This is a genomic window from Pseudomonas sp. IPO3749 (assembly GCF_013386605.1).
GTDB classification, from domain to species: Bacteria; Pseudomonadota; Gammaproteobacteria; order Pseudomonadales; family Pseudomonadaceae; genus Aquipseudomonas; species Aquipseudomonas azotoformans_A.
Map to the genome: position 1 here is coordinate 1 of NZ_JACARN010000110.1, position 17,822 is coordinate 17,822.

The window sequence follows — 17,822 nt, forward strand, 5'->3', positions numbered from 1 at the left end:
TCTATATATAGTTTGGAAATTGAATCAATCACTTCGCCGCTGTAGTTTTTTAGAATGTCTGCCTTAGTAATTAGTAGCATTCTTCTTTCTGAACTTCCACGCTTGTTGATTATTTCCGCAAGCCGCAGACAGAATGTTGTTTTTCCTATTCCTCCTTGCCCTAATATGAAAGATATTGGCCTTGACTTTGATTCTTGACCATCAGACTTATAAATAAAAGCCCTTGCATAACTACTACTGACAAGCGCGTCCCCATTGTCTCTATAAATCATCTGATCTACATAATTCTTCGGCGGGGATATGAGTGATATTGCCGTATGCTTTTCGACGACCCTATTAAAAATAAAGTCTCCGATTTCCGCGACGAAAAATTTTTGGCAGCGAGACTTTCTTAAAAGCCCTTCATAAGTTTTCTTTTGGGATTCGTTGATACCCCCTATCGAGGCAATACATACATCAACTCTGACTGGAGAGTGCCGCAATTCTTTAAGAGTAGAACGTATTACCTCCGGGATGCTATGGGCTTTTGAAATATATATGATAATCCAAGAATCACCCATTTCCGGATGCTTATAGATTGAGTATTGGTCACGTGCTGTCGAGTATTGCGCTTTATCTATTGTAGAGTTATTAAATATTTCCTTTGATATTAGGTCAAAATTTATTTCCTTTGAGAAGTTCACATCATAAGTGGGGTGGAAGTAAGAATCCAGGTCTTCGCTGCTCAAGACGAAGGATTCAAAAAAATTAACGCTATTCTCTGCTGCTGCTACCTGGAACTCATCACCTTTATTGACCCCATCATCGGAAGATCCTTTTATCAACACCCATGGCACGCCGGCATTTTGACAGGCGATCCCAAAAGGATATGACTCCATATCGCCACATTTGGCATCTGGAACGGCGGATAAGATTTTATCTTTCAGATCCGAGCTGTTTACAACTTTATCTCCGCACGCAAATACTGCGCCGTTGATTTCGAAGTCGAATTTTCTTGACGATGAATGGCTTATCAGTCTGGCGTATGTTATGGAATCAGATTGAACTGTTCGGGTTCGGTTAGATATCTCATTTTTATTAACTTTTTGCAGCTCATAGTCTGCCGAATGTTGGCATATGCCAACACTCCCTATAGGAAAATCATCTTTTAGTCCGAAGCAGATGCCTAGCTCAATAACCAATGTGGGCTTTAAACTCCTAATCAACAGGGGGAGTCTCTGTGAAACCGAGTCTCTCCCACGTGACCCCATCTCCATGAACCTAGCTATTGAAAAAGGTTTCCCCCCAAAGTATCCATGCTCTACGATCATTGACTCTACAGTTTCAGTCGAGGTAGCAGAGAATCTAGATTTTAAAGCTTGGTATTCCACATCGGTAATGCAGACTATCAGCGGGTTTTTTCCTTCCTGGGATTTCATGATTTTAATCCTTGCTCAATTTCTATTAATTCAATATTCATTTGATTCATGAGATGCATAGTTTTCTCAGGATCGCCCTCTCTCACGCAACGCTCGGCGCATCCTCATGTGCAGGATCGTATGGTCAATCGCCTCGGCAGGGGAAAAACCGGGGGTCTTGAAGACATTACTTTTAAAACGCGACAGGACAAAGCTTGGGCCTTGCGCGACGACAGCATCAGAAAACATACTCCTGCTTCTGTTCCTGTCCATTTCCTGTTCCTGCTCACTCATGCATCAATACCTTAGTTGTTGAAATTTTCTTCGTATGGATTCTTCATTGTTGGGTTTTCGGGCATTTATGCAGAAGCTCGACAAATCGCAGGCACGACGAATACTCCCATGTAGTAGCTTCGGGATAGGATCGTTGTCTGTCTGCATTCCTGTGGCGCGGCTGATCCATGCCAAGCTCCTACCGCCCTCCTCCCTCTAGGCCAGGGTGGCTGGGCATCCGAGTTGTCCTTGTGTAATGTCACAATACTATCGTTATTGCGCCTTGATGGGTAACCCGACAGGCAAGTGTGGCTGCCTAGGAGAGTCGTGTGAGGCTCTGGCAGGAGGAAAGCTTATGGGCTGTGGGCGTTGTGGGGTAACGGGCTGTCTATCGATCTTGGAAAAAATGGACAATGGACAGAAAATCTCAAGCCACTGATTTGCATAGACTTATGGTGTCCATTCAGAGCTTTAGCTCACACGTACAGAACTTCGACAAGACCATCGTCTCCATCCCCACTTGGCGCCTGATGTCCGAGTCGTTCAAGAACTGGCGCGGCATGCAGGCCTCCGGCGGGCGCCGTATCAAGCGTAGCCTGTTCATCGACGCCAGCGGCGTGCGCTTCCTGCGTGACGATGAGGAAGTACGCATGACCCAGGTGCACCTGCTCACCGATTACATCGGACGCAAGCAAGCCGAACTCAAGGCCTGGAACGAAGCCCAGGGCCACAGTGCGCAACTCTCGGCCAACCGCCGCCGCATGACCAACCTCGGCACCTTCCGCGCTTATGCCCTGGCCTACCTGAAAAGCCACCCGGACATCCAGCCGAACATGACCTGCATGGTGCGCCAGATGCAAACCACCGCCCAGGGCGTGCCGCTGGAGATCTACTGCTTTACCCGCACCACGGCGTGGGCAGATTACGAGCGGATCCAGGGGGATATTTTTGATTACCTGCTGGCGGTGCTGCCGGAGTTTGGCTTGAGCCTGTATCAGCAGCCGAGTGGGAATGACTTGCGTGCGGGGGTGTTGCCAGCGGTGTTGGGTGCCAGTCACGTGGCTGCACCGGAAAAAGCCTTGGGCTAGAACGATTGAGCACAGCCGTTCAATCGCCGCGCTGAACATTCGGCGACCCTCGGCCTCATTGGAAATCCTTTGAGGCAACGCCGATGCGCGCTCCAACCCTGCTTTCATTGCTGCTGGCCGGCACCTGTAACAGCGTGCTGGCTGCCGGCTTGATAGACGATTCAACCCTCGACTTACTCAGCCGCAATTTCTACCTCGACAACAAAGAGCGCTCCCCCTCAAGCAAGCCGCACAAGGAGGAGTGGGCACAAGGTTTTATCGCTAACTTCGCCTCCGGTTTTACCCCTGGCAAGATTGGGTTCGGTGTCGACGCCCATGCCTTCGCCAGCCTGAAACTCGACGGTGGCAAAGGCCATTCCGGCACCGGCCTGTTGCCCGTGGACAGCGGCGGGCGCAGCGAGCGCGACTATGCCAGCGCCGGTGGCGCGCTCAAGGTGCGTGCCTCCAACACCACCCTGTCGATGGGTGAAATGACCGTCGAAACCCCGGTGTTCGACACCTCCGACAAACGCCTGCAACCGGAATACGCCACCGGTTTGTTGCTGGACAGTCGCGAGATCGACGCCCTGCACTGGCAGGCCGGGCACTTCACCGCCTTCAAAAATCAGGACGCATCTACCGGGCATGGTGATTTCGGCGGCTACGGCGCCAGCACCCGTAGCGGCGCCATCGACTTCCTCGGCGGGCAATTCTTCGAAGGCCGGCCGGTGGGCGGCGCGCTGTACGCTTCGCAGTTGAACGACACCTGGCGCCAGTTCTATGCCAACCTGCATGGGTCATCGACCGACTGGATGCTGGACGGCAATATCTACCGCACCGAAGATCAAGGCCGCGCCGAGGCCGGTGCCATCGCCAACACCGCCTACAGCCTGTCGAGCAAATACAGCTTTGCCGCGCAGTCAGTGACCCTGGCCTACCAGGAGATCAACGGCAATACGCCGTTCGACTTTGTCGGCGGCGACTCCATCTACCTGGCCAACTCCATCAAATACGCCGACTTCAATGGCCCAGGTGAACGCTCGTGGCAGGTTCGCTATGACCTCAACCTCGCCACGTTCGGTATTCCCGGCTTGAAGTTCATGACCCGCTACGTCACCGGTCGAGGTATCGACGGCACCCACGCGCCGCAGGGCGGTGCCTACAACCCGTTTGATGCCGACAGCGGTCAATACCAACCCCAACAAGGTCGCGGCGGCCGCCACTGGGAACGCGATATCGACCTGCATTACGTGGTGCAATCCGGCCCGGCCAAAGACCTGTCGGTGCAGGTTTCCCACGTCAGCCACCGCGCCAACAATGCCCAGGCCGGGGATGATATCGACCGGGTGTATGTGGTGGTCGAATATCCGTTGAAATTGCGTTAAGGCTGAAGAACTGGATGCTCAGCGACGGACTGTGCGACCTCGCGCCTTACAGCCTCTTTCCATCGACGCCAATCAACCAATACCGTGGGCAGCCGATCATGGCTCTTGATCCAGACACACAGGCTAGGGTCAATCCCGCGCTGGATCGCGTTCCGCAACCCTACTTCAAGCACATGGAAAATCGAGCCCAGAGACTCTGCGATCCGCATGTTGTGCACGTAGGCCGTAGCCGCTTGATCTCGATTATCCTGATGCCCTTTGAGATAGCGACTCATTCTTGGGGTGGAAAGCTTTGCCTCCAGCGTTTGCCAGACCACCTGTACGTGAGCTCCTTTCAACGCTAAGAAATGTCACAAGCGCGAGCGATGGTACAGGCAGTATTTATTACCTCAAAACAACAGAGTGTTGCCAAATCAATAAGCGACAGGCCGGGGGGTTTACGTAAAAATCGACGGTGGTAACCTGCTCTGGCAGCCCTAGGAACCTCCACTCCCGTGCGACACGAATCGGTGACGAGACTAGGTTATGTGACGGCCCCGCTTTGCGGGGCCTCCTCATTTCTGGCGATTCAACTTTTCGCTGTACTACTGCCCGGTTGATTGCCCAACCGACTGATCCACACCGCCCCCAGAATCACCAACCCACCCAAGGCCAGTCGCCCCAGCGGCTCATGCTGGTTCCAGATCAGCAAATTCAGCAACAACCCCACCGGCACATGCAGGTTGTTCATCACCGCCAGCGTGCCGCCCTGCACCAGGCAAGCGCCCTTGTTCCACCAGTACATGCCCAGCGCCGTGCTGACCAACCCGAGGAACACCAGCACGCCCCATTGCAACGGTGCATCGGGCAGGTAGTTGGCCTTGCCAAACATCAGGAACGCCGGCAGCACCACCAGCAATGCGCCCACGTAGAAGAAACCAAAGCGGCGGTAATGCGGCTGGTCGCTTGGGTAGCGTTTGACCAGGTGCTTGTACATCACCTGCCCGGCGGCGTAGGTGAAGTTGGCCAGTTGCAGTAGCAGGAAGCCTCCAAGGAAGTGCGCAGTGATCTGGTCGAAACGGATCACCGCCGCGCCCGCCACCGCCACCAGCGCGGCAATCAGCGCCCAGGGGTTGAAGCGCCGGTTGAGCGCATCCTCGATGAGCGTCACGTGCAACGGCGTGAGAATGGTGAACAACAGCACTTCCGGCACCGTGAGCACGCGAAAGCTCAGGTACAGGCACACGTAGGTCACGCCAAACTGCAACGCGCCGATCACCAGAAGGCCGCGCATGAAGCCCGGTTCCACCGAGCGCCAGCGCGTCAACGGGATGAATACCAAGCCGGCCAGCAGCACGCGCACCAGCACGGCGAAGTAGCTGTCGACGTGGCCGGCGAGGTATTCGCCGATCAAGCTGAAGGAAAATGCCTGAATCAGGGTGACAACCAGTAAGTAGCCCATGCGCGCCTCGTTTCGAATGGGCGGGACATTAAAGGTTTTCGACGGTTGAAGAAACTCGGGGCAAAAAAAACCCGACCTCGCTAAAGCGGCAGTCGGGCAGGAGCACTCAGGAGCAAAAGTGCAAAGGGAGGTCTGTTACGCGTACTTGAAGGGCTTGCGTGGAGCTAGATAAACATCGCGGGATTATCTGGCGATTAACGGATCAGGCGACCTGGGCCAACAGCGCCTTGGCGTGGTTGATGCCCTTCTCTTGGAAGTCACCGCTCAAGTTCACTCCTTCGGCGTGAATGAATGTGACGTCATGAATCCCGATAAAGGCCATGACCTGGCGCAGGTAAGGTTCCTGGTGATCGGAGCTGGCGCCAGTATGGATACCGCCGCGCGCAGTGAGCACGATGGCGCGCTTGCCGGTCAGCAGACCCTGTGGTCCGGTGGCGGTGTACTTGAAGGTCACACCAGCCCGCAACACGTGATCCAGCCAGGCTTTGAGGGTGCTGGGAATAGCGAAGTTGTACATCGGCGCGGCCATCACCAGCACGTCGGCCGCAAGCAATTCGTTGGTCAATTCGTCGGAGCGATCCAGGGACGCCTGCTCGCTGTCGTTGCGCTGATCCGCCGCTTTCATCCAGCCGCCGAGCAGGTTGGCGTCCAGGTGTGGAACCGGGTTGAGGGCCACGTCACGTACGGTGATCTGGTCCGCCGGGTGGGCGGCCTGCCATTGGCTGATGAATTGCTGGGTCAGTTGGCGGGAAATCGAATCCTGCTGGCGAGCACTGCTTTCGATGATCAGAACATTGGACATGGCTTTGTAGGCTCCATCGGAAATTGCTGTAAGGCGATGGAGTGGAGATTAAACAGAGCCAATTCGATAAAAAAGCGCAAAAAACTGCTATAACCCATCTATAAATTTGTTTATAAGCGGAGCATGCTCCGCTGCTGGGTTACTTTGGCGCGCAAGCCAGGGCAATACGCATCTTGATAATGGCGCGGTTGAACTTGACCGTGGTGTTGGTGCTTTTGCCCGCCGGCACCGTGACCGTACGGCGACGTGGGGATTCCGGGCCGTTAGTGAAGGTTACCGAGCAGACCGCGTCTTGAGTGCCGTAGTTATTGAGTTGAATCGAGCTGATATCACCGTCCACGTCGGAGGCGGTGTAGTCGATGCTGACGCCGTCGATCTTTTTCGTCACGTCGATAGGGTAGGCAAATGCACTCAACGGCAGCAGCGCCAGCAACACACAACAGAATTTTCTCATTCGGCAGTCTCCAATAAGGACTGTCAGCTTAGGACAAGAGGAACCCATCTTGAAAGCGCCCCGCGTTACCCTCGATCAATGGCGCACACTGCAAGCCGTGGTCGACCATGGCGGCTTCGCCCAGGCGGCCGAAGCGCTGCACCGTTCGCAGTCCTCGGTGAGCTACACCGTGGCCCGCATGCAAGACCAGCTTGGCGTGCCGCTGCTGCGCATCGACGGGCGCAAGGCGGTGCTCACCGACGCGGGTGAAGTGCTGTTGCGCCGTTCCCGACAGTTGGTGAAAAACGCCAGCCAGTTGGAAGACCTCGCCCACCATATGGAACAAGGCTGGGAAGCCGAGGTACGCCTGGTGGTGGATGCGGCCTATCCGAACGCACGCCTGGTGCGCGCGCTTACTGCATTCATGCCTCAAAGCCGGGGTTGTCGTGTGCGCCTGCGCGAAGAAGTGCTGTCGGGTGTTGAAGAGTTGCTGATGGAAGGCGTGGCCGACCTGGCGATTTGCGGCTTCAGCATCCCGGGCTACCTGGGCACGGAAATGAGCGATGTGGAATTTGTCGCCGTGGCGCATCCCGAGCACTCCTTGCACCGCATGAATCGCGAGCTGAGCTTTCAGGACCTGGAGAGCCAGATGCAAGTGGTGATCCGCGACTCCGGCCGCCAGCAACCGCGCGATGTGGGCTGGCTCGGCGCTGAACAGCGTTGGACCGTCGGCAGCCTGGCGACCGCCGCCGCCTTTGTGGGCAGTGGCCTGGGCTTCGCGTGGTTGCCCCGACACATGATCGAACGCGAACTCGCCGAGGGCGTGCTCAAGCAACTACCCTTGGAACAGGGCGGCAGCCGTCACCCCACGTTCTTCCTGTATTCCAACAAAGACAAACCCTTGGGGCCGGCGACGCAGATCCTCGTGGAACTGCTGCGCACCTTTGACACCGCCCCCTTGGACGCGCCTTTCGCCGCCCCGCAGCAAGCCTGAAACGGAGTTCATGCATGGCCTGGTTCGACCACGAAGGATGCAGCCTGCACTACGAAGAATACGGCCACGGCACGCCGTTGATCCTGATCCACGGCCTGGGCTCCAGCAGCCAGGATTGGGAACTGCAGATTCCGGTGCTGGCCAGGCATTTCCGCCTGATCGTGGTCGATGTGCGCGGCCACGGCCGCTCGGATAAACCGCGCGAGCGCTACAGCATCCAGGGCTTCACCTTTGATTTGCTGGCATTGATCGAACACTTGGATTTGCCACCCGCCCATGTGGTGGGCTTGTCCATGGGCGGCATGATTGCCTTCCAGTTGGCGGTGGACGAACCCGCGCAGGTCAAGAGCCTGTGCATCGTCAACAGCGCACCGCAGGTGAAGGTGCGCAGTGCCGATGATTACTGGCAATGGGCCAAACGCTGGAGCCTGGCGCGTGTGCTCAGCCTGGCCACCATCGGCAAGGCATTGGGCGACCGTCTGTTCCCAAAACCGCATCAGGCCGACCTGCGCCGCAAGATGGCCGAACGCTGGGCAAAAAACGACAAACGTGCTTATCTCGCCAGCTTCGATGCCATTGTGGGCTGGGGCGTGCAGGAACGACTTTCCAGAATCACCTGTCCAACCCTGGTCATCAGCGCCGACCACGATTACACCCCCGTGGCGCAAAAAGAAAACTATGTAAAACTGCTGCCCGATGCGCGACTGGTGGTGATCGAGGATTCCCGCCATGCCACGCCCTTGGACCAACCCGAAGTCTTTAACGCAACCCTGCTCGATTTTCTAAAGACAGTCGAAACCACTACCCAGGATCACTGACCCATGTTGAAAAAAATCGCCTTCTTTGCCGGTTCCGTTCTGTTCGCCGCCAACCTGATGGCCGCCGAGCCCGTCAAGGCGCCCCACGTATTGATCACCACCACCAATGGCGACATCGAGATCGAACTGGACCCGGTCAAGGCGCCAATCAGCACCAAGAACTTCCTGGCCTATGTCGACAAGGGCTTCTACACCAACACGATTTTCCACCGCGTGATCCCAGGCTTCATGGTCCAGGGCGGCGGGTTTACTCAGTCGATGTCGCAAAAGCCAACCGAAGCGCCGATCAAGAACGAAGCCAGCAATGGCCTGCATAACGTACGTGGCACCCTGTCCATGGCGCGCACCAGTGACCCGGATTCGGCCACCAGCCAATTCTTCATCAACGTGGCCGACAATGCCTTCCTCGACCCAGGCCGTGATCGCGGTTATGCCGTATTCGCCAAAGTGGTCAAGGGCATGGACGTGGTTGATGTGATCGTCAACTCGCAGACCACCACCAAGCAGGGCATGCAGAACGTGCCAATCGATCCTGTGTACATCAAGTCGGCCAAGCGCATCGACTGAGGTAACAGGTAGCTCCGCGCGCCGCTCACAGGGCCGCGCGCGCATTTGAAAGGAGAGCCCGCCCTGCGGGCGTCAACCCTAATGCTCTATCGTCGTTTTGAACAACTGATCGATATTTTCCGCGACGCCCCCAGCGAAGCCCCGCCCGACAAAGTCCTGCCTTTCTACCTCTACTACCTGCGCCAGGTGTGGCCGCATTTCGCCGCCTTGCTGGTGGTGGGCCTGATCGGTGCGTTGATCGAGGTGGCGCTGTTCAGCTATCTGAGCCGCATCATCGACCTGGCCCAGGGCACGCCGCCGGCCAACTTCTTCCAGGTGCACAGCACCGAGCTGATCTGGATGGCCGTGGTCGCCCTGCTGTTGCGCCCGATCTTCGGCGCCCTGCATGACCTGCTGGTGCACCAGACCATCAGCCCCGGCATGACCAGCCTGATCCGCTGGCAGAACCACAGTTATGTGCTCAAGCAGAGCCTGAATTTCTTCCAGAACGATTTCGCCGGGCGTATTGCCCAGCGCATCATGCAAACTGGCAACTCCCTGCGCGACTCTGCGGTGGCGGCAGTGGATGCAATCTGGCACGTGGCGATCTACGCCATCAGTTCCCTGGTGCTGTTTGCCGAAGCCGACTGGCGCCTGATGATCCCGCTGGTGAGCTGGATCCTTTGCTACAGCCTGGCGCTGCGCTACTTCGTGCCACGGGTGAAGGAGCGCTCGGTGATTTCCTCCGAAGCGCGCTCCAAGTTGATGGGCCGCATCGTCGACGGCTACACCAACATCACCACCTTGAAGCTGTTCGCCCATACCCGCTATGAGCAGGAATACGCCAAGGAAGCGATCATCGAGCAAACCGAAAAGACCCAGCTGGCCAGCCGCGTGGTGACCAGCATGGACATCGTGATCACCACCATGAACGGCCTGCTGATCGTCACCACCACCGGCCTGGCCCTGTGGTTGTGGACGCAGTCGCTGATCTCGGTGGGCGCGATTGCCCTGGCCACCGGTTTGGTGATCCGTATCGTCAACATGTCCGGCTGGATCATGTGGGTGGTCAACGGCATTTTCGAGAACATCGGCCAGGTGCAGGACGGCCTGAAAACCATCGCCCAGCCACTTGCCGTGATCGACCGCGAAAATGCCCCGCGCCTCAGCGTGCCACGGGGCGAAGTGCGCTTCGAACAGGTGGATTTCCACTACGGCAAGAAGAGCGGAATCATTGGCGGCCTGAACCTTGAGATCAAGGCCGGTGAAAAGATCGGCCTGATCGGCCCGTCCGGTGCTGGCAAGTCAACGTTGGTCAATCTGCTGTTGCGCCTGTACGACCTGCAAGGCGGACGCATCCTGATCGATGGCCAGAACATTGCCGAGGTCGCCCAGGAATCCCTGCGCGAACAGATCGGCATGATCACCCAGGACACGTCGCTGCTGCACCGTTCGATCCGCGACAACCTGCTGTACGGCAAGCCCGACGCCACCGACGAAGAACTCTGGGCCGCCGTACACAAGGCGCGCGCCGATGAGTTCATCCCATTGCTGTCGGACTCCGAAGGCCGCACCGGGCTGGATGCGCATGTCGGTGAGCGCGGAGTGAAGCTTTCCGGCGGGCAGCGCCAGCGTATCGCCATTGCCCGCGTGCTGCTCAAGGACGCGCCGATCCTGATCATGGACGAAGCCACTTCCGCGTTGGATTCGGAAGTGGAAGCTGCGATCCAGGAGAGCCTGGAAACCCTGATGCAGGGCAAGACGGTGATTGCAATCGCGCACCGGTTGTCGACTATTGCACGGATGGACCGCCTGGTGGTGCTGGAGAAAGGCCAGATCGCCGAAAGTGGCAGTCACGCCGAGCTGCTGGCCCATGGCGGGCTGTATGCGCGGTTGTGGCAGCACCAGACGGGCGGGTTCGTCGGTATCGACTGATACCGCAGTGCCGAAACAGCCCCAGCCCCTGAAACACAAGGGCCTGGGGCTTTTTCATGCCCTGGATTTGTGTCGCAATCCTGCTGTAATCAGTGCAGTGCCCAGAAGGGCGCTGAAGTAAATCTGCAGGGAGCATCACTGATTTACGGATCCGGTAGAGCGATCTATCAAGGACGGGCTGCATGTCTTTGTTCAAGCGTTCAATCACAGAGGGGCTAGGTACGTTTTGGTTGGTGTTGGGCGGTTGCGGGAGTGCGGTGTTGGCCGCAGCGTTCCCCGCAGTCGGGATCGGATTGTTGGGCGTGTCCCTGGCATTCGGGCTCACGGTGCTGACCATGGCGTTCGCCATCGGGCATATCAGCGGTTGTCACCTCAACCCGGCAGTGTCGGTGGGGCTGGTGGTAGGCGGACGGTTCCCGGCCAGAGAACTGCCGGCGTACATCGTGGCGCAGGTGGTCGGCGGTACGATCGCCGCTGCGCTGCTGTATTTCATTGCCAGCGGCAAACCGGGGTTCGAACTGGCGTCGGGCCTGGCGTCCAACGGCTATGGCGAGCATTCGCCCGGCGGGTATTCGATGGCGGCGGGGTTTGTTTGTGAACTGGTGATGACCGCCATGTTCGTGGTGATCATCCTCGGCGCCACCGACCGCCGTGCCCCGCCGGGCCTTGCGCCCATCGCCATCGGCCTGGCACTGACGCTCATCCACCTGATCTCCATTCCTGTGACTAACACCTCGGTCAACCCGGCCCGCAGTACCGGCCCGGCCCTGATCGTCGGCGGGTGGGCGATCCAGCAGTTGTGGATGTTCTGGCTCGCGCCGATCCTTGGCGCGGTGATGGGTGGGGTTACCTATCGATGGCTTGGCAAGGAGGCGCCGGGCTGAGGCAAGCTGGGTTCAGCCCTGCCGATAAGGCAGGGCTGAACCTTTCTAAATGCCAATCACCCTTGATGGGCCTGCATGTACTGGCGCAATAGCTGATTAATGCGCGTCTGGTAACCAGATCCTTGACCTTTGAACCACTCCAGTACGTCAGCGTCTAGCCTGATAGTGACCGCCTGCTTCACGGGGACACGTAACTCAGCACGCCGGAAAAAATCGGCATCCAGCTCAGGGATATCGCTGGTATCGATCTCTTTATCATTCATTTTGGCCAAGCGCTCCCAATCAGTTTTCGATGTTTGCGTCATAATATTTGGCCTCCTTCTTGGTTGCTTTTCGGGCGGAGATGATACGGATCACATCACCACGTCGTTCGGTGTATACGACCACACCTATTAACAATTTGATCCAGCCAATACTAATCCAACGCTCCTCGCCATAATCCGCTCGATCATCGCGTAAGGCCAGCATTGGGTGCCTAAAGATATCCGGGACGTCATTGAAATCGATGCCGTGCTTAACAATATTGGCGTTATTTTTGGATTCATCCCACTCAAATAACATGGCACATCCTGTATGTACTTTTGTACATACAGGATAACGATTTCAGTCTGGGTTTGAAGCGCCGCCAGACCAATGGTTCAGCCCTGCCGATAAGGCAGGGCTGCCCTCGCCTCCTGCGCATACGCCACAATCCCCACGCGCTCGCGCTCCAGAAAATCCTCAACCGCACTCTTCAGGCCCGGATGGCGCAAGTAGTGCCATGACCGTGTAATCACGGGCTCAAACCCACGGATCAACTTGTGCTCGCCCTGTGCCCCCGCATCGAAACGTTGCAGGCCGTGGGCGATGGCGTAGTCCATGCCCTGGTAGAAACAGGTCTCGAAATGCAGGCGGTCGAACTCTGCCAGGCAACCCCAGTAGCGGCCGTAGAAGCTATCGCCGCCGATCAGGCTGAAGGCCATTGCCACCGGGCGTGTGCCTTGTTTGGCCAGGACCACGCGGATCGCTTCGGGCATGCGCTCGGCCAGCAGGCTGAAGAACGCGCGGGTCAGGTAAGGTGATTGGCGGCGGATCGCGTAGGTGTTGGCATAGCAGGCGTAGACGAAATCCCACTGGGCTTCGCTCAGTTCATGGCCTTTTAGCCACTCGAAGTCGATGCCCTGCCCTGCCACTTGTTCGCGTTCTTTGCGCATCTGTTTGCGCTTGCGTGAACTCAGCGCATCGAGAAAATCCTGGAAGTCGCGATAACCCCGGTTCTGCCAGTGAAACTGACAGCCCAGGCGCTGCAGCCAGCCCGGTTGCTCGGCCAGTGCCGCATCGGCCAGTTCGTCGGTGAAGTTTATGTGGGCACTCGAGAGCCCTTCAATTTCCAGGTAACCCGGCAGGCTTTTCAGCAGTTCGAAACCCTCCTCTGCACTCGCCGCCAACAGGCGTGGCCCGCTGACCGGACTGAACGGCACGGCGGTCAGCAACTTAGGGTAATACTCAATGCCCGCCCGCTCGCAGGCATCCGCCCAACCGTGATCAAACACGTACTCGCCGTAGGAATGCCACTTGCGGTAACTGGGCAGTGCCGCCACCAGCCGATCACCTTCCCAATGCAGCAAATGCTCCGGTTGCCAGCCCGATTGCGGGCCCAGGCTGGCGCTGTCTTCCAATGCGCTCAGGAATGCGTGCCGTACGAACGGCTGGGCCTGTGGCACCAGCGCATCCCAGGCTTGCGGGGCGATTTCGGACAGGCTGTCCAGGCGTTGCAACGGCATCGGAATCCTCACTACTTCAGGGCGTGAAAGCCTGGCGAGTATCGCTGATTGCCGGCCTCGGCACACCCCCGCTTCGCGCGACAAGGCTCTAAACCAATAGTTCCGAACATGAAAAATTTGTCATCTAGATGACATCACTTCGCCACTGCTCCGTCATAAACGATCGTGATACTGACGCCTGTTTTTAGAGCGCCTGGTTCTAGCAGGTGGTTATTTTTCCGTCCGTCATCGGTCGGTTGTGTCCTGGATGGTTTGCCATCCCTCCTCACTTTCGGAGATTGATATGCGTCTTGCTTCCACTAAAACTGCGGCGGTCCTGTGCGGCGGCCTGTTACTGGCCCTGAGCGTTCCGGCCAGCGCTGCAGTCGACGCTAAATTGCTCGACATGCTCAAGGCCAACGGCCAGATCACCAATGCTCAGTACAGCGAACTGCAAGCTGAACTGGCACGGGACCAGAAAGAGCAGCAGATCGCACGGCAAGCTCAACAAGAGACCAACGAACAGATCGCGGCCACCGCGAAGAAAACCAATGAGCTGAGCAGCTTCGACCAGAAGCTGGCCTGGGCGGCCAAGACTCAACTCAAGGGTGATGTGCGTTTCCGCCACGAAACCATCAAGATCGACGGCACCCCGAACAACGGCGGCAAAGACAAGGATCGCGAGCGCATCCGTGCGCGTCTGGGCGCTTTTACCGAGATCAACTCGCAGGTCGACACCGGTATTCGTGTCGCCACCGGCAGCAGCGACGATGCGCGCTCCACCAACCAGGACCTGGATGGTTACTTCAACAAGAAATCGATCTGGCTGGACCTGGGCTACATCGACTACCACCCGACCCAAATCAAGAACCTGCACGTGATCGGCGGCAAGATGTTGCAGCCGTGGGTCAGCATGGGTGATGTGATCTGGGATAGCGATATCAACCCGGAAGGCCTGGCCGTCACCTACAAATACCCACTGGGCAGCAGCGCCGAACTGTTCGGCAGCCTGGGTAACTACAGCCTCAAGGACAACGTCAACGGCGACGGCGTGCAATTTCGCAACGACCTGCGTATGACCGCCGGCCAGCTGGGCTCGCGCTTCTCGTTGACCGACAACCTGAAACTGACCCTGGGTGGTAGCGTCTACGCCTTCCAGAACGACGAAGACAGCCGCTGCCCGACCGCTGGCTCCTTCCAGTGCCTGACCCCGGCCGAAACCGTCGCGAACACCACCGCCGGCAATGCCAGCGAGTACCGCCTGTATGAAGGCTTCAGCCAAGTCGATATCGGCGGCCTGGCCGTACCGTTGTCGTTCTATGGCCAGTACGTGCAGAACACCAAGGCCACTGACAAAGACAAGGACACCGCCTGGTTGCTCGGTGCCAAGTCCAAAGTGTTTGGGCTGAACCTGGACTACAACTACCGCGACGTACAACGTTATGCGGTGGTGGGTGCCTTTACCGACTCCGACTTCGCCGGCGGCTTCACCGGTGCACGCGGTCACAAGTTCAAGGTCGGCTACGACATCGACAAGAACTTCGCCATCGGCGCCACTTACTTCCTGACCAAAGCGGACTACGCCAGCGCCACCGGCTATCGCGATGCGAACGCCAACACCCTGCAGCTGGACGCAGAAGCCAAGTTCTAACTGTCAGTGCTGAAAGCCTTGGGCCAGGACGGCCCGAGGTGGCTACAACAGCCTTGCGTGGGTGGATCGGTCCCCATCATCCGTCCGATCCAGCCACACGAGCCTGCTTATTCCCCGCCTTTGTGATCCTTGAGTCGTTCTTCAGCCAACCGCTGCGCCAAGGACTCCACACCCTCTACCGGCTCATCCGGCATTATCTTCAGCGTCGCCTGCATCAGGCGCATCTGGCGGATAAACCGGCGGCAGTTCGGGCAGAACATCAAGTGATGACGCACCAGCAGACGCTCGCGAAAGGTCAATTGCCCATCGAGATAGTCACTGGAACGTGCCACTTGTTCTTTACAGGTCAACATTCGCCCGTTTCCTCAAAATGCTCCACCGTGGCGAAGACTTTAAGCCGTGCTCGATGCAACAGCACACGGACATTGGAGAGCGACAGCGTCAGAAGATTACAGATCTCTTCCAACTCCAGCCCCTGGCGTTCACGCAGCACCAGCACGCTGCTCTGCAACTCAGACAAACTCAGCAACGTATGCTCCAGGCATTTACGCAGTTCATCCTCGGTCAGCAGGGCTTCCGGAGTGTCCTGGTGCCAGGCGTAGGGGGCGACGGCCCAGTGGCCATCGTCGGGGGAGAAACGGTCATCGCCAATCGTGCCATGGGGCGAAGGCAGGTCGTCGAGCAACACTTCGCGACGATTCTGCTTATAGCGCCCCTTGGCGGCGTTGGCGGTGATGGTCAGCAGCCAGGTCTTGAGGCTGGAACGCCCTTCGAACTTGGCCAGGTTGCGCACCACCGACAGCCAGGCGTCCTGCACGACTTCGTCGGCATGGCGCTGGCCGACAATGGCATAAGCCACCGCCCGCATGGCGCTCTGGTAGGTGGTGACCAATTCCTTGTAGGCCCGCTGCTCACCCTTGAGCAGGCGTTCAAGCAGGTGCGCGTCGTCCGCTGCTGCCATTCAAGACCTCGATTGTCTTAGCGTTTGCGCAGGATCACGCTGCCGATCGAATAGCCCGCGCCAAACGAGCTGAGTACCGCCACGGAGCCCTTGGGCAAATCGTCCTGGTATTTGTGGAACGCAATCACCGAGCCCGCCGAACTGGTATTGGCGTAAGTATCGAGGATCACCGGCGCTTCTTCCACCGAGGCTTCGCGGCCCAGCAGTTTCTTCACGATCAGGTGGTTCATGCTCAGGTTGGCCTGATGCAGCCAGAAGCGCTTCACATCGGCTACGTTCAGCTGGTTTTCTTCCAGGTGCACGCCGATCAGCTCGGCCACCATCGGGCACACATCGCGGAATACCTTGCGGCCTTCCTGTACGAAAAGCTTGTCCGGAGCGCCGACGCCCTCTTCCGCCGTGCGGTTGAGGAAGCCAAAATTGTTGCGGATGTTATTCGAGAACTTGGTCAGCAGCTTGGTGCTCACCACATCGAACTGATGCTCGGAAGTCGCCAGGTCGGCGCGCTCCAGCACCACGGCAGTGGCCGCGTCACCAAAGATGAAGTGGCTGTCACGGTCGCGAAAATTCAGGTGGCCGGTGCAGACTTCCGGGTTGACCATCAAAATCGCCCGCGCCTGGCCCAGTTGGATGCTGTTGGCGGCGTTCTGGATGCCGAAGGTGGCCGAGGAACACGCCACGTTCATGTCAAAACCAAAACCTTGGATACCCAAGGCTTCCTGGACTTCAATGGCGATGGCCGGGTAGGCACGTTGCAGGTTGGAGCAGGCGACAATCACGCCATCGATGTCGGCGGCGGTCTTGCCGGCGCGTTGCAGGGCCTGTTCGGCAGCACCGACGGCCATCTGGCAGAGCACCGACCACTCGTCGTTGCTGCGCTCGGGCAGGCGTGGAGCCATACGCTGCGGGTCGAGAATGCCGTCCTTGTCCATCACGAAACGGCTCTTGATACCCGAGGCTTTTTCGATGAAGGCTGCACTGGATTCGGTCAGCGGCTGCACGTCACCGCGCTCGATGGCGGCGGCGTTGTCGCTGTTGAACTGATGCACGTAGGCATTGAAAGACTGCACCAGCTCTTCGTTGGAGATGCTGTTGGCCGGGGTGTACAGGCCAGTGCCGCTGATGACGACGTTATGCACGGTCGTTCCTCTAAATCTGTCAGGCAGAAGATATTGGTACCGTCGTACCAAACTATAAGTAGTTCGATCCCGCCCAGCGGACATCAAACTGGCATCGCTTTATTCCATCGCGTCGCAGCCTTTCACGACGATCCCGGCATTTATAGGCGCGAAGTTTGCCACAAACCCTGGGATTTGGCGCCATATGCCAGATAAACACCCTTGTCAGAGGCTTACACACAACCCTGTGGTGAGCGAGCTTGCTCGCGCTGGGGCGCGAAGCGGCCCCATTCCAAACCCCTGTGGTGTTTCAGCAATATCTTGATTGCCTGTACGAGGGGCCGCTTCGCGCCCCAGCGCGGGGCAAGCCCGCTC

The 17,822-nt window shown here is 57.7% G+C and carries 18 protein-coding genes and 1 pseudogene; 8 read left to right on the forward strand and 11 right to left on the reverse strand.

Translation table 11 applies throughout. The features are described 5' to 3' along the window. The coding region (locus HX812_RS29930; protein WP_178949146.1) for a hypothetical protein at window positions 1–1,418 on the reverse strand (1,418 nt) is incomplete at its 3' end. Window positions 1,419–1,484: 66 nt separating this feature from the next. Continuing rightward, window positions 1,485–1,691, reverse strand: a complete 207-nt coding sequence (locus tag HX812_RS29935; protein ID WP_038848048.1) for a hypothetical protein — start codon at window positions 1,689–1,691, stop codon at window positions 1,485–1,487. Between the two features lie 458 nt (window positions 1,692–2,149). Between HX812_RS29935 and HX812_RS29940 the strand changes: the two are divergent. After that, window positions 2,150–2,758: pseudogene (locus HX812_RS29940) on the forward strand (mechanosensitive ion channel family protein); the annotation flags it as partial. Between the two features lie 83 nt (window positions 2,759–2,841). Then, window positions 2,842–4,122, forward strand: a complete 1,281-nt coding sequence (locus HX812_RS29945; protein WP_038848043.1) for an OprD family porin — start codon at window positions 2,842–2,844, stop codon at window positions 4,120–4,122. A 568-nt stretch (window positions 4,123–4,690) separates the two neighbouring features. On the opposite strand, the gene HX812_RS29950 is transcribed toward HX812_RS29945, so the two are convergent. From HX812_RS29950 to HX812_RS29960, 3 genes are all read right to left on the reverse strand, one after another. Continuing rightward, window positions 4,691–5,563, reverse strand: a complete 873-nt coding sequence (locus HX812_RS29950; protein WP_038848037.1) for a carboxylate/amino acid/amine transporter — start codon at window positions 5,561–5,563, stop codon at window positions 4,691–4,693. Between the two features lie 202 nt (window positions 5,564–5,765). Further along, window positions 5,766–6,365 carry an FMN-dependent NADH-azoreductase gene (locus HX812_RS29955; protein WP_038848035.1) on the reverse strand — a complete coding sequence of 200 codons (600 nt, stop codon included), beginning with the start codon at window positions 6,363–6,365 and terminating at the stop codon, window positions 5,766–5,768. Between the two features lie 139 nt (window positions 6,366–6,504). Next, the gene (locus HX812_RS29960) at window positions 6,505–6,819 is read right to left on the reverse strand and encodes a hypothetical protein (RefSeq protein WP_033900621.1); all 315 of its coding nucleotides are present in this window, start codon (window positions 6,817–6,819) and stop codon (window positions 6,505–6,507) included. 49 nt (window positions 6,820–6,868) lie between these two features. On the opposite strand from HX812_RS29960, the gene HX812_RS29965 reads away from it, so the two are divergent. The 5 genes from HX812_RS29965 to aqpZ all read left to right on the forward strand — a co-directional run bounded on the left by HX812_RS29965 (window position 6,869) and on the right by aqpZ (window position 11,975). Then, entirely contained in the window at window positions 6,869–7,792 is a 924-nt protein-coding gene (locus HX812_RS29965) for a LysR family transcriptional regulator (RefSeq protein WP_038848033.1), read from the forward strand. A gap of 14 nt (window positions 7,793–7,806) precedes the next feature. Next, window positions 7,807–8,610, forward strand: a complete 804-nt coding sequence (locus tag HX812_RS29970; RefSeq protein ID WP_038848032.1) for an alpha/beta fold hydrolase — start codon at window positions 7,807–7,809, stop codon at window positions 8,608–8,610. Window positions 8,611–8,613: 3 nt separating this feature from the next. Next, the gene (locus HX812_RS29975) at window positions 8,614–9,177 is read left to right on the forward strand and encodes a peptidylprolyl isomerase (protein ID WP_033900612.1); all 564 of its coding nucleotides are present in this window, start codon (window positions 8,614–8,616) and stop codon (window positions 9,175–9,177) included. 81 nt (window positions 9,178–9,258) lie between these two features. After that, the gene (locus HX812_RS29980) at window positions 9,259–11,091 is read left to right on the forward strand and encodes an ABC transporter ATP-binding protein (RefSeq protein ID WP_038848030.1); all 1,833 of its coding nucleotides are present in this window, start codon (window positions 9,259–9,261) and stop codon (window positions 11,089–11,091) included. Window positions 11,092–11,273: 182 nt separating this feature from the next. Continuing rightward, window positions 11,274–11,975: an aquaporin Z gene (aqpZ, locus tag HX812_RS29985; RefSeq protein WP_038848027.1), complete on the forward strand. Its 702-nt coding sequence runs from the start codon at window positions 11,274–11,276 to the stop codon at window positions 11,973–11,975. Between the two features lie 56 nt (window positions 11,976–12,031). Here the strand turns inward: aqpZ and HX812_RS29990 are convergent, their stop codons facing one another. The 3 genes from HX812_RS29990 to HX812_RS30000 form a co-directional block, all read right to left on the reverse strand. Further along, on the reverse strand, window positions 12,032–12,280 hold the full coding sequence (locus tag HX812_RS29990; protein ID WP_016979349.1) for a BrnA antitoxin family protein: 249 nt from the start codon (window positions 12,278–12,280) through the stop codon (window positions 12,032–12,034). After that, the gene (locus tag HX812_RS29995; protein WP_033900609.1) at window positions 12,258–12,536 is read right to left on the reverse strand and encodes a BrnT family toxin; all 279 of its coding nucleotides are present in this window, start codon (window positions 12,534–12,536) and stop codon (window positions 12,258–12,260) included. The genes HX812_RS29990 and HX812_RS29995 overlap by 23 nt, the downstream gene beginning before the upstream one ends. A 77-nt stretch (window positions 12,537–12,613) precedes the next feature. After that, a complete protein-coding gene (locus HX812_RS30000; protein ID WP_038848024.1) occupies window positions 12,614–13,738 on the reverse strand; it encodes a GNAT family N-acetyltransferase in 1,125 nt (374 codons plus the stop codon). A 283-nt stretch (window positions 13,739–14,021) separates the two neighbouring features. Here HX812_RS30000 and HX812_RS30005 point away from each other — a divergent pair, with 283 nt between their 5' ends. Then, complete coding sequence (locus tag HX812_RS30005; RefSeq protein WP_038848022.1) at window positions 14,022–15,368, forward strand: putative porin; 1,347 nt, start codon at window positions 14,022–14,024, stop codon at window positions 15,366–15,368. Between the two features lie 107 nt (window positions 15,369–15,475). Here the strand turns inward: HX812_RS30005 and HX812_RS30010 are convergent, their stop codons facing one another. Genes HX812_RS30010 through HX812_RS30020 form a run of 3 tightly spaced genes read right to left on the reverse strand, consistent with a single transcriptional unit; the run spans window position 15,476 to window position 17,468 of the window. Next, complete coding sequence (locus HX812_RS30010) at window positions 15,476–15,721, reverse strand: anti-sigma factor (RefSeq protein ID WP_038848020.1); 246 nt, start codon at window positions 15,719–15,721, stop codon at window positions 15,476–15,478. Next, window positions 15,715–16,329, reverse strand: coding sequence for an RNA polymerase sigma factor (locus tag HX812_RS30015; protein ID WP_016979344.1), 615 nt, complete (start codon window positions 16,327–16,329; stop codon window positions 15,715–15,717). Before HX812_RS30015 ends, HX812_RS30010 begins: the two co-directional genes overlap by 7 nt. 17 nt (window positions 16,330–16,346) lie before the next feature. Next, entirely contained in the window at window positions 16,347–17,468 is a 1,122-nt protein-coding gene (locus tag HX812_RS30020) for a beta-ketoacyl-ACP synthase III (RefSeq protein WP_038848018.1), read from the reverse strand. Window positions 17,469–17,822: the final 354 nt, after the last annotated feature.

Coding starts and splice junctions, on each gene's coding strand:
- HX812_RS29935 (WP_038848048.1), bottom strand. CDS start 1,691: ATGAGTGAGCAGGAACAGGAAATGGACAGGAACAGAAGCAGGAGTATG.
- HX812_RS29945 (WP_038848043.1), top strand. CDS start 2,842: ATGCGCGCTCCAACCCTGCTTTCATTGCTGCTGGCCGGCACCTGTAAC.
- HX812_RS29950 (WP_038848037.1), bottom strand. CDS start 5,563: ATGGGCTACTTACTGGTTGTCACCCTGATTCAGGCATTTTCCTTCAGC.
- HX812_RS29955 (WP_038848035.1), bottom strand. CDS start 6,365: ATGTCCAATGTTCTGATCATCGAAAGCAGTGCTCGCCAGCAGGATTCG.
- HX812_RS29960 (WP_033900621.1), bottom strand. CDS start 6,819: ATGAGAAAATTCTGTTGTGTGTTGCTGGCGCTGCTGCCGTTGAGTGCA.
- HX812_RS29970 (WP_038848032.1), top strand. CDS start 7,807: ATGGCCTGGTTCGACCACGAAGGATGCAGCCTGCACTACGAAGAATAC.
- HX812_RS29975 (WP_033900612.1), top strand. CDS start 8,614: ATGTTGAAAAAAATCGCCTTCTTTGCCGGTTCCGTTCTGTTCGCCGCC.
- HX812_RS29980 (WP_038848030.1), top strand. CDS start 9,259: ATGCTCTATCGTCGTTTTGAACAACTGATCGATATTTTCCGCGACGCC.
- aqpZ (WP_038848027.1), top strand. CDS start 11,274: ATGTCTTTGTTCAAGCGTTCAATCACAGAGGGGCTAGGTACGTTTTGG.
- HX812_RS29990 (WP_016979349.1), bottom strand. CDS start 12,280: ATGACGCAAACATCGAAAACTGATTGGGAGCGCTTGGCCAAAATGAAT.
- HX812_RS29995 (WP_033900609.1), bottom strand. CDS start 12,536: ATGTTATTTGAGTGGGATGAATCCAAAAATAACGCCAATATTGTTAAG.
- HX812_RS30000 (WP_038848024.1), bottom strand. CDS start 13,738: ATGCCGTTGCAACGCCTGGACAGCCTGTCCGAAATCGCCCCGCAAGCC.
- HX812_RS30005 (WP_038848022.1), top strand. CDS start 14,022: ATGCGTCTTGCTTCCACTAAAACTGCGGCGGTCCTGTGCGGCGGCCTG.
- HX812_RS30010 (WP_038848020.1), bottom strand. CDS start 15,721: ATGTTGACCTGTAAAGAACAAGTGGCACGTTCCAGTGACTATCTCGAT.
- HX812_RS30015 (WP_016979344.1), bottom strand. CDS start 16,329: ATGGCAGCAGCGGACGACGCGCACCTGCTTGAACGCCTGCTCAAGGGT.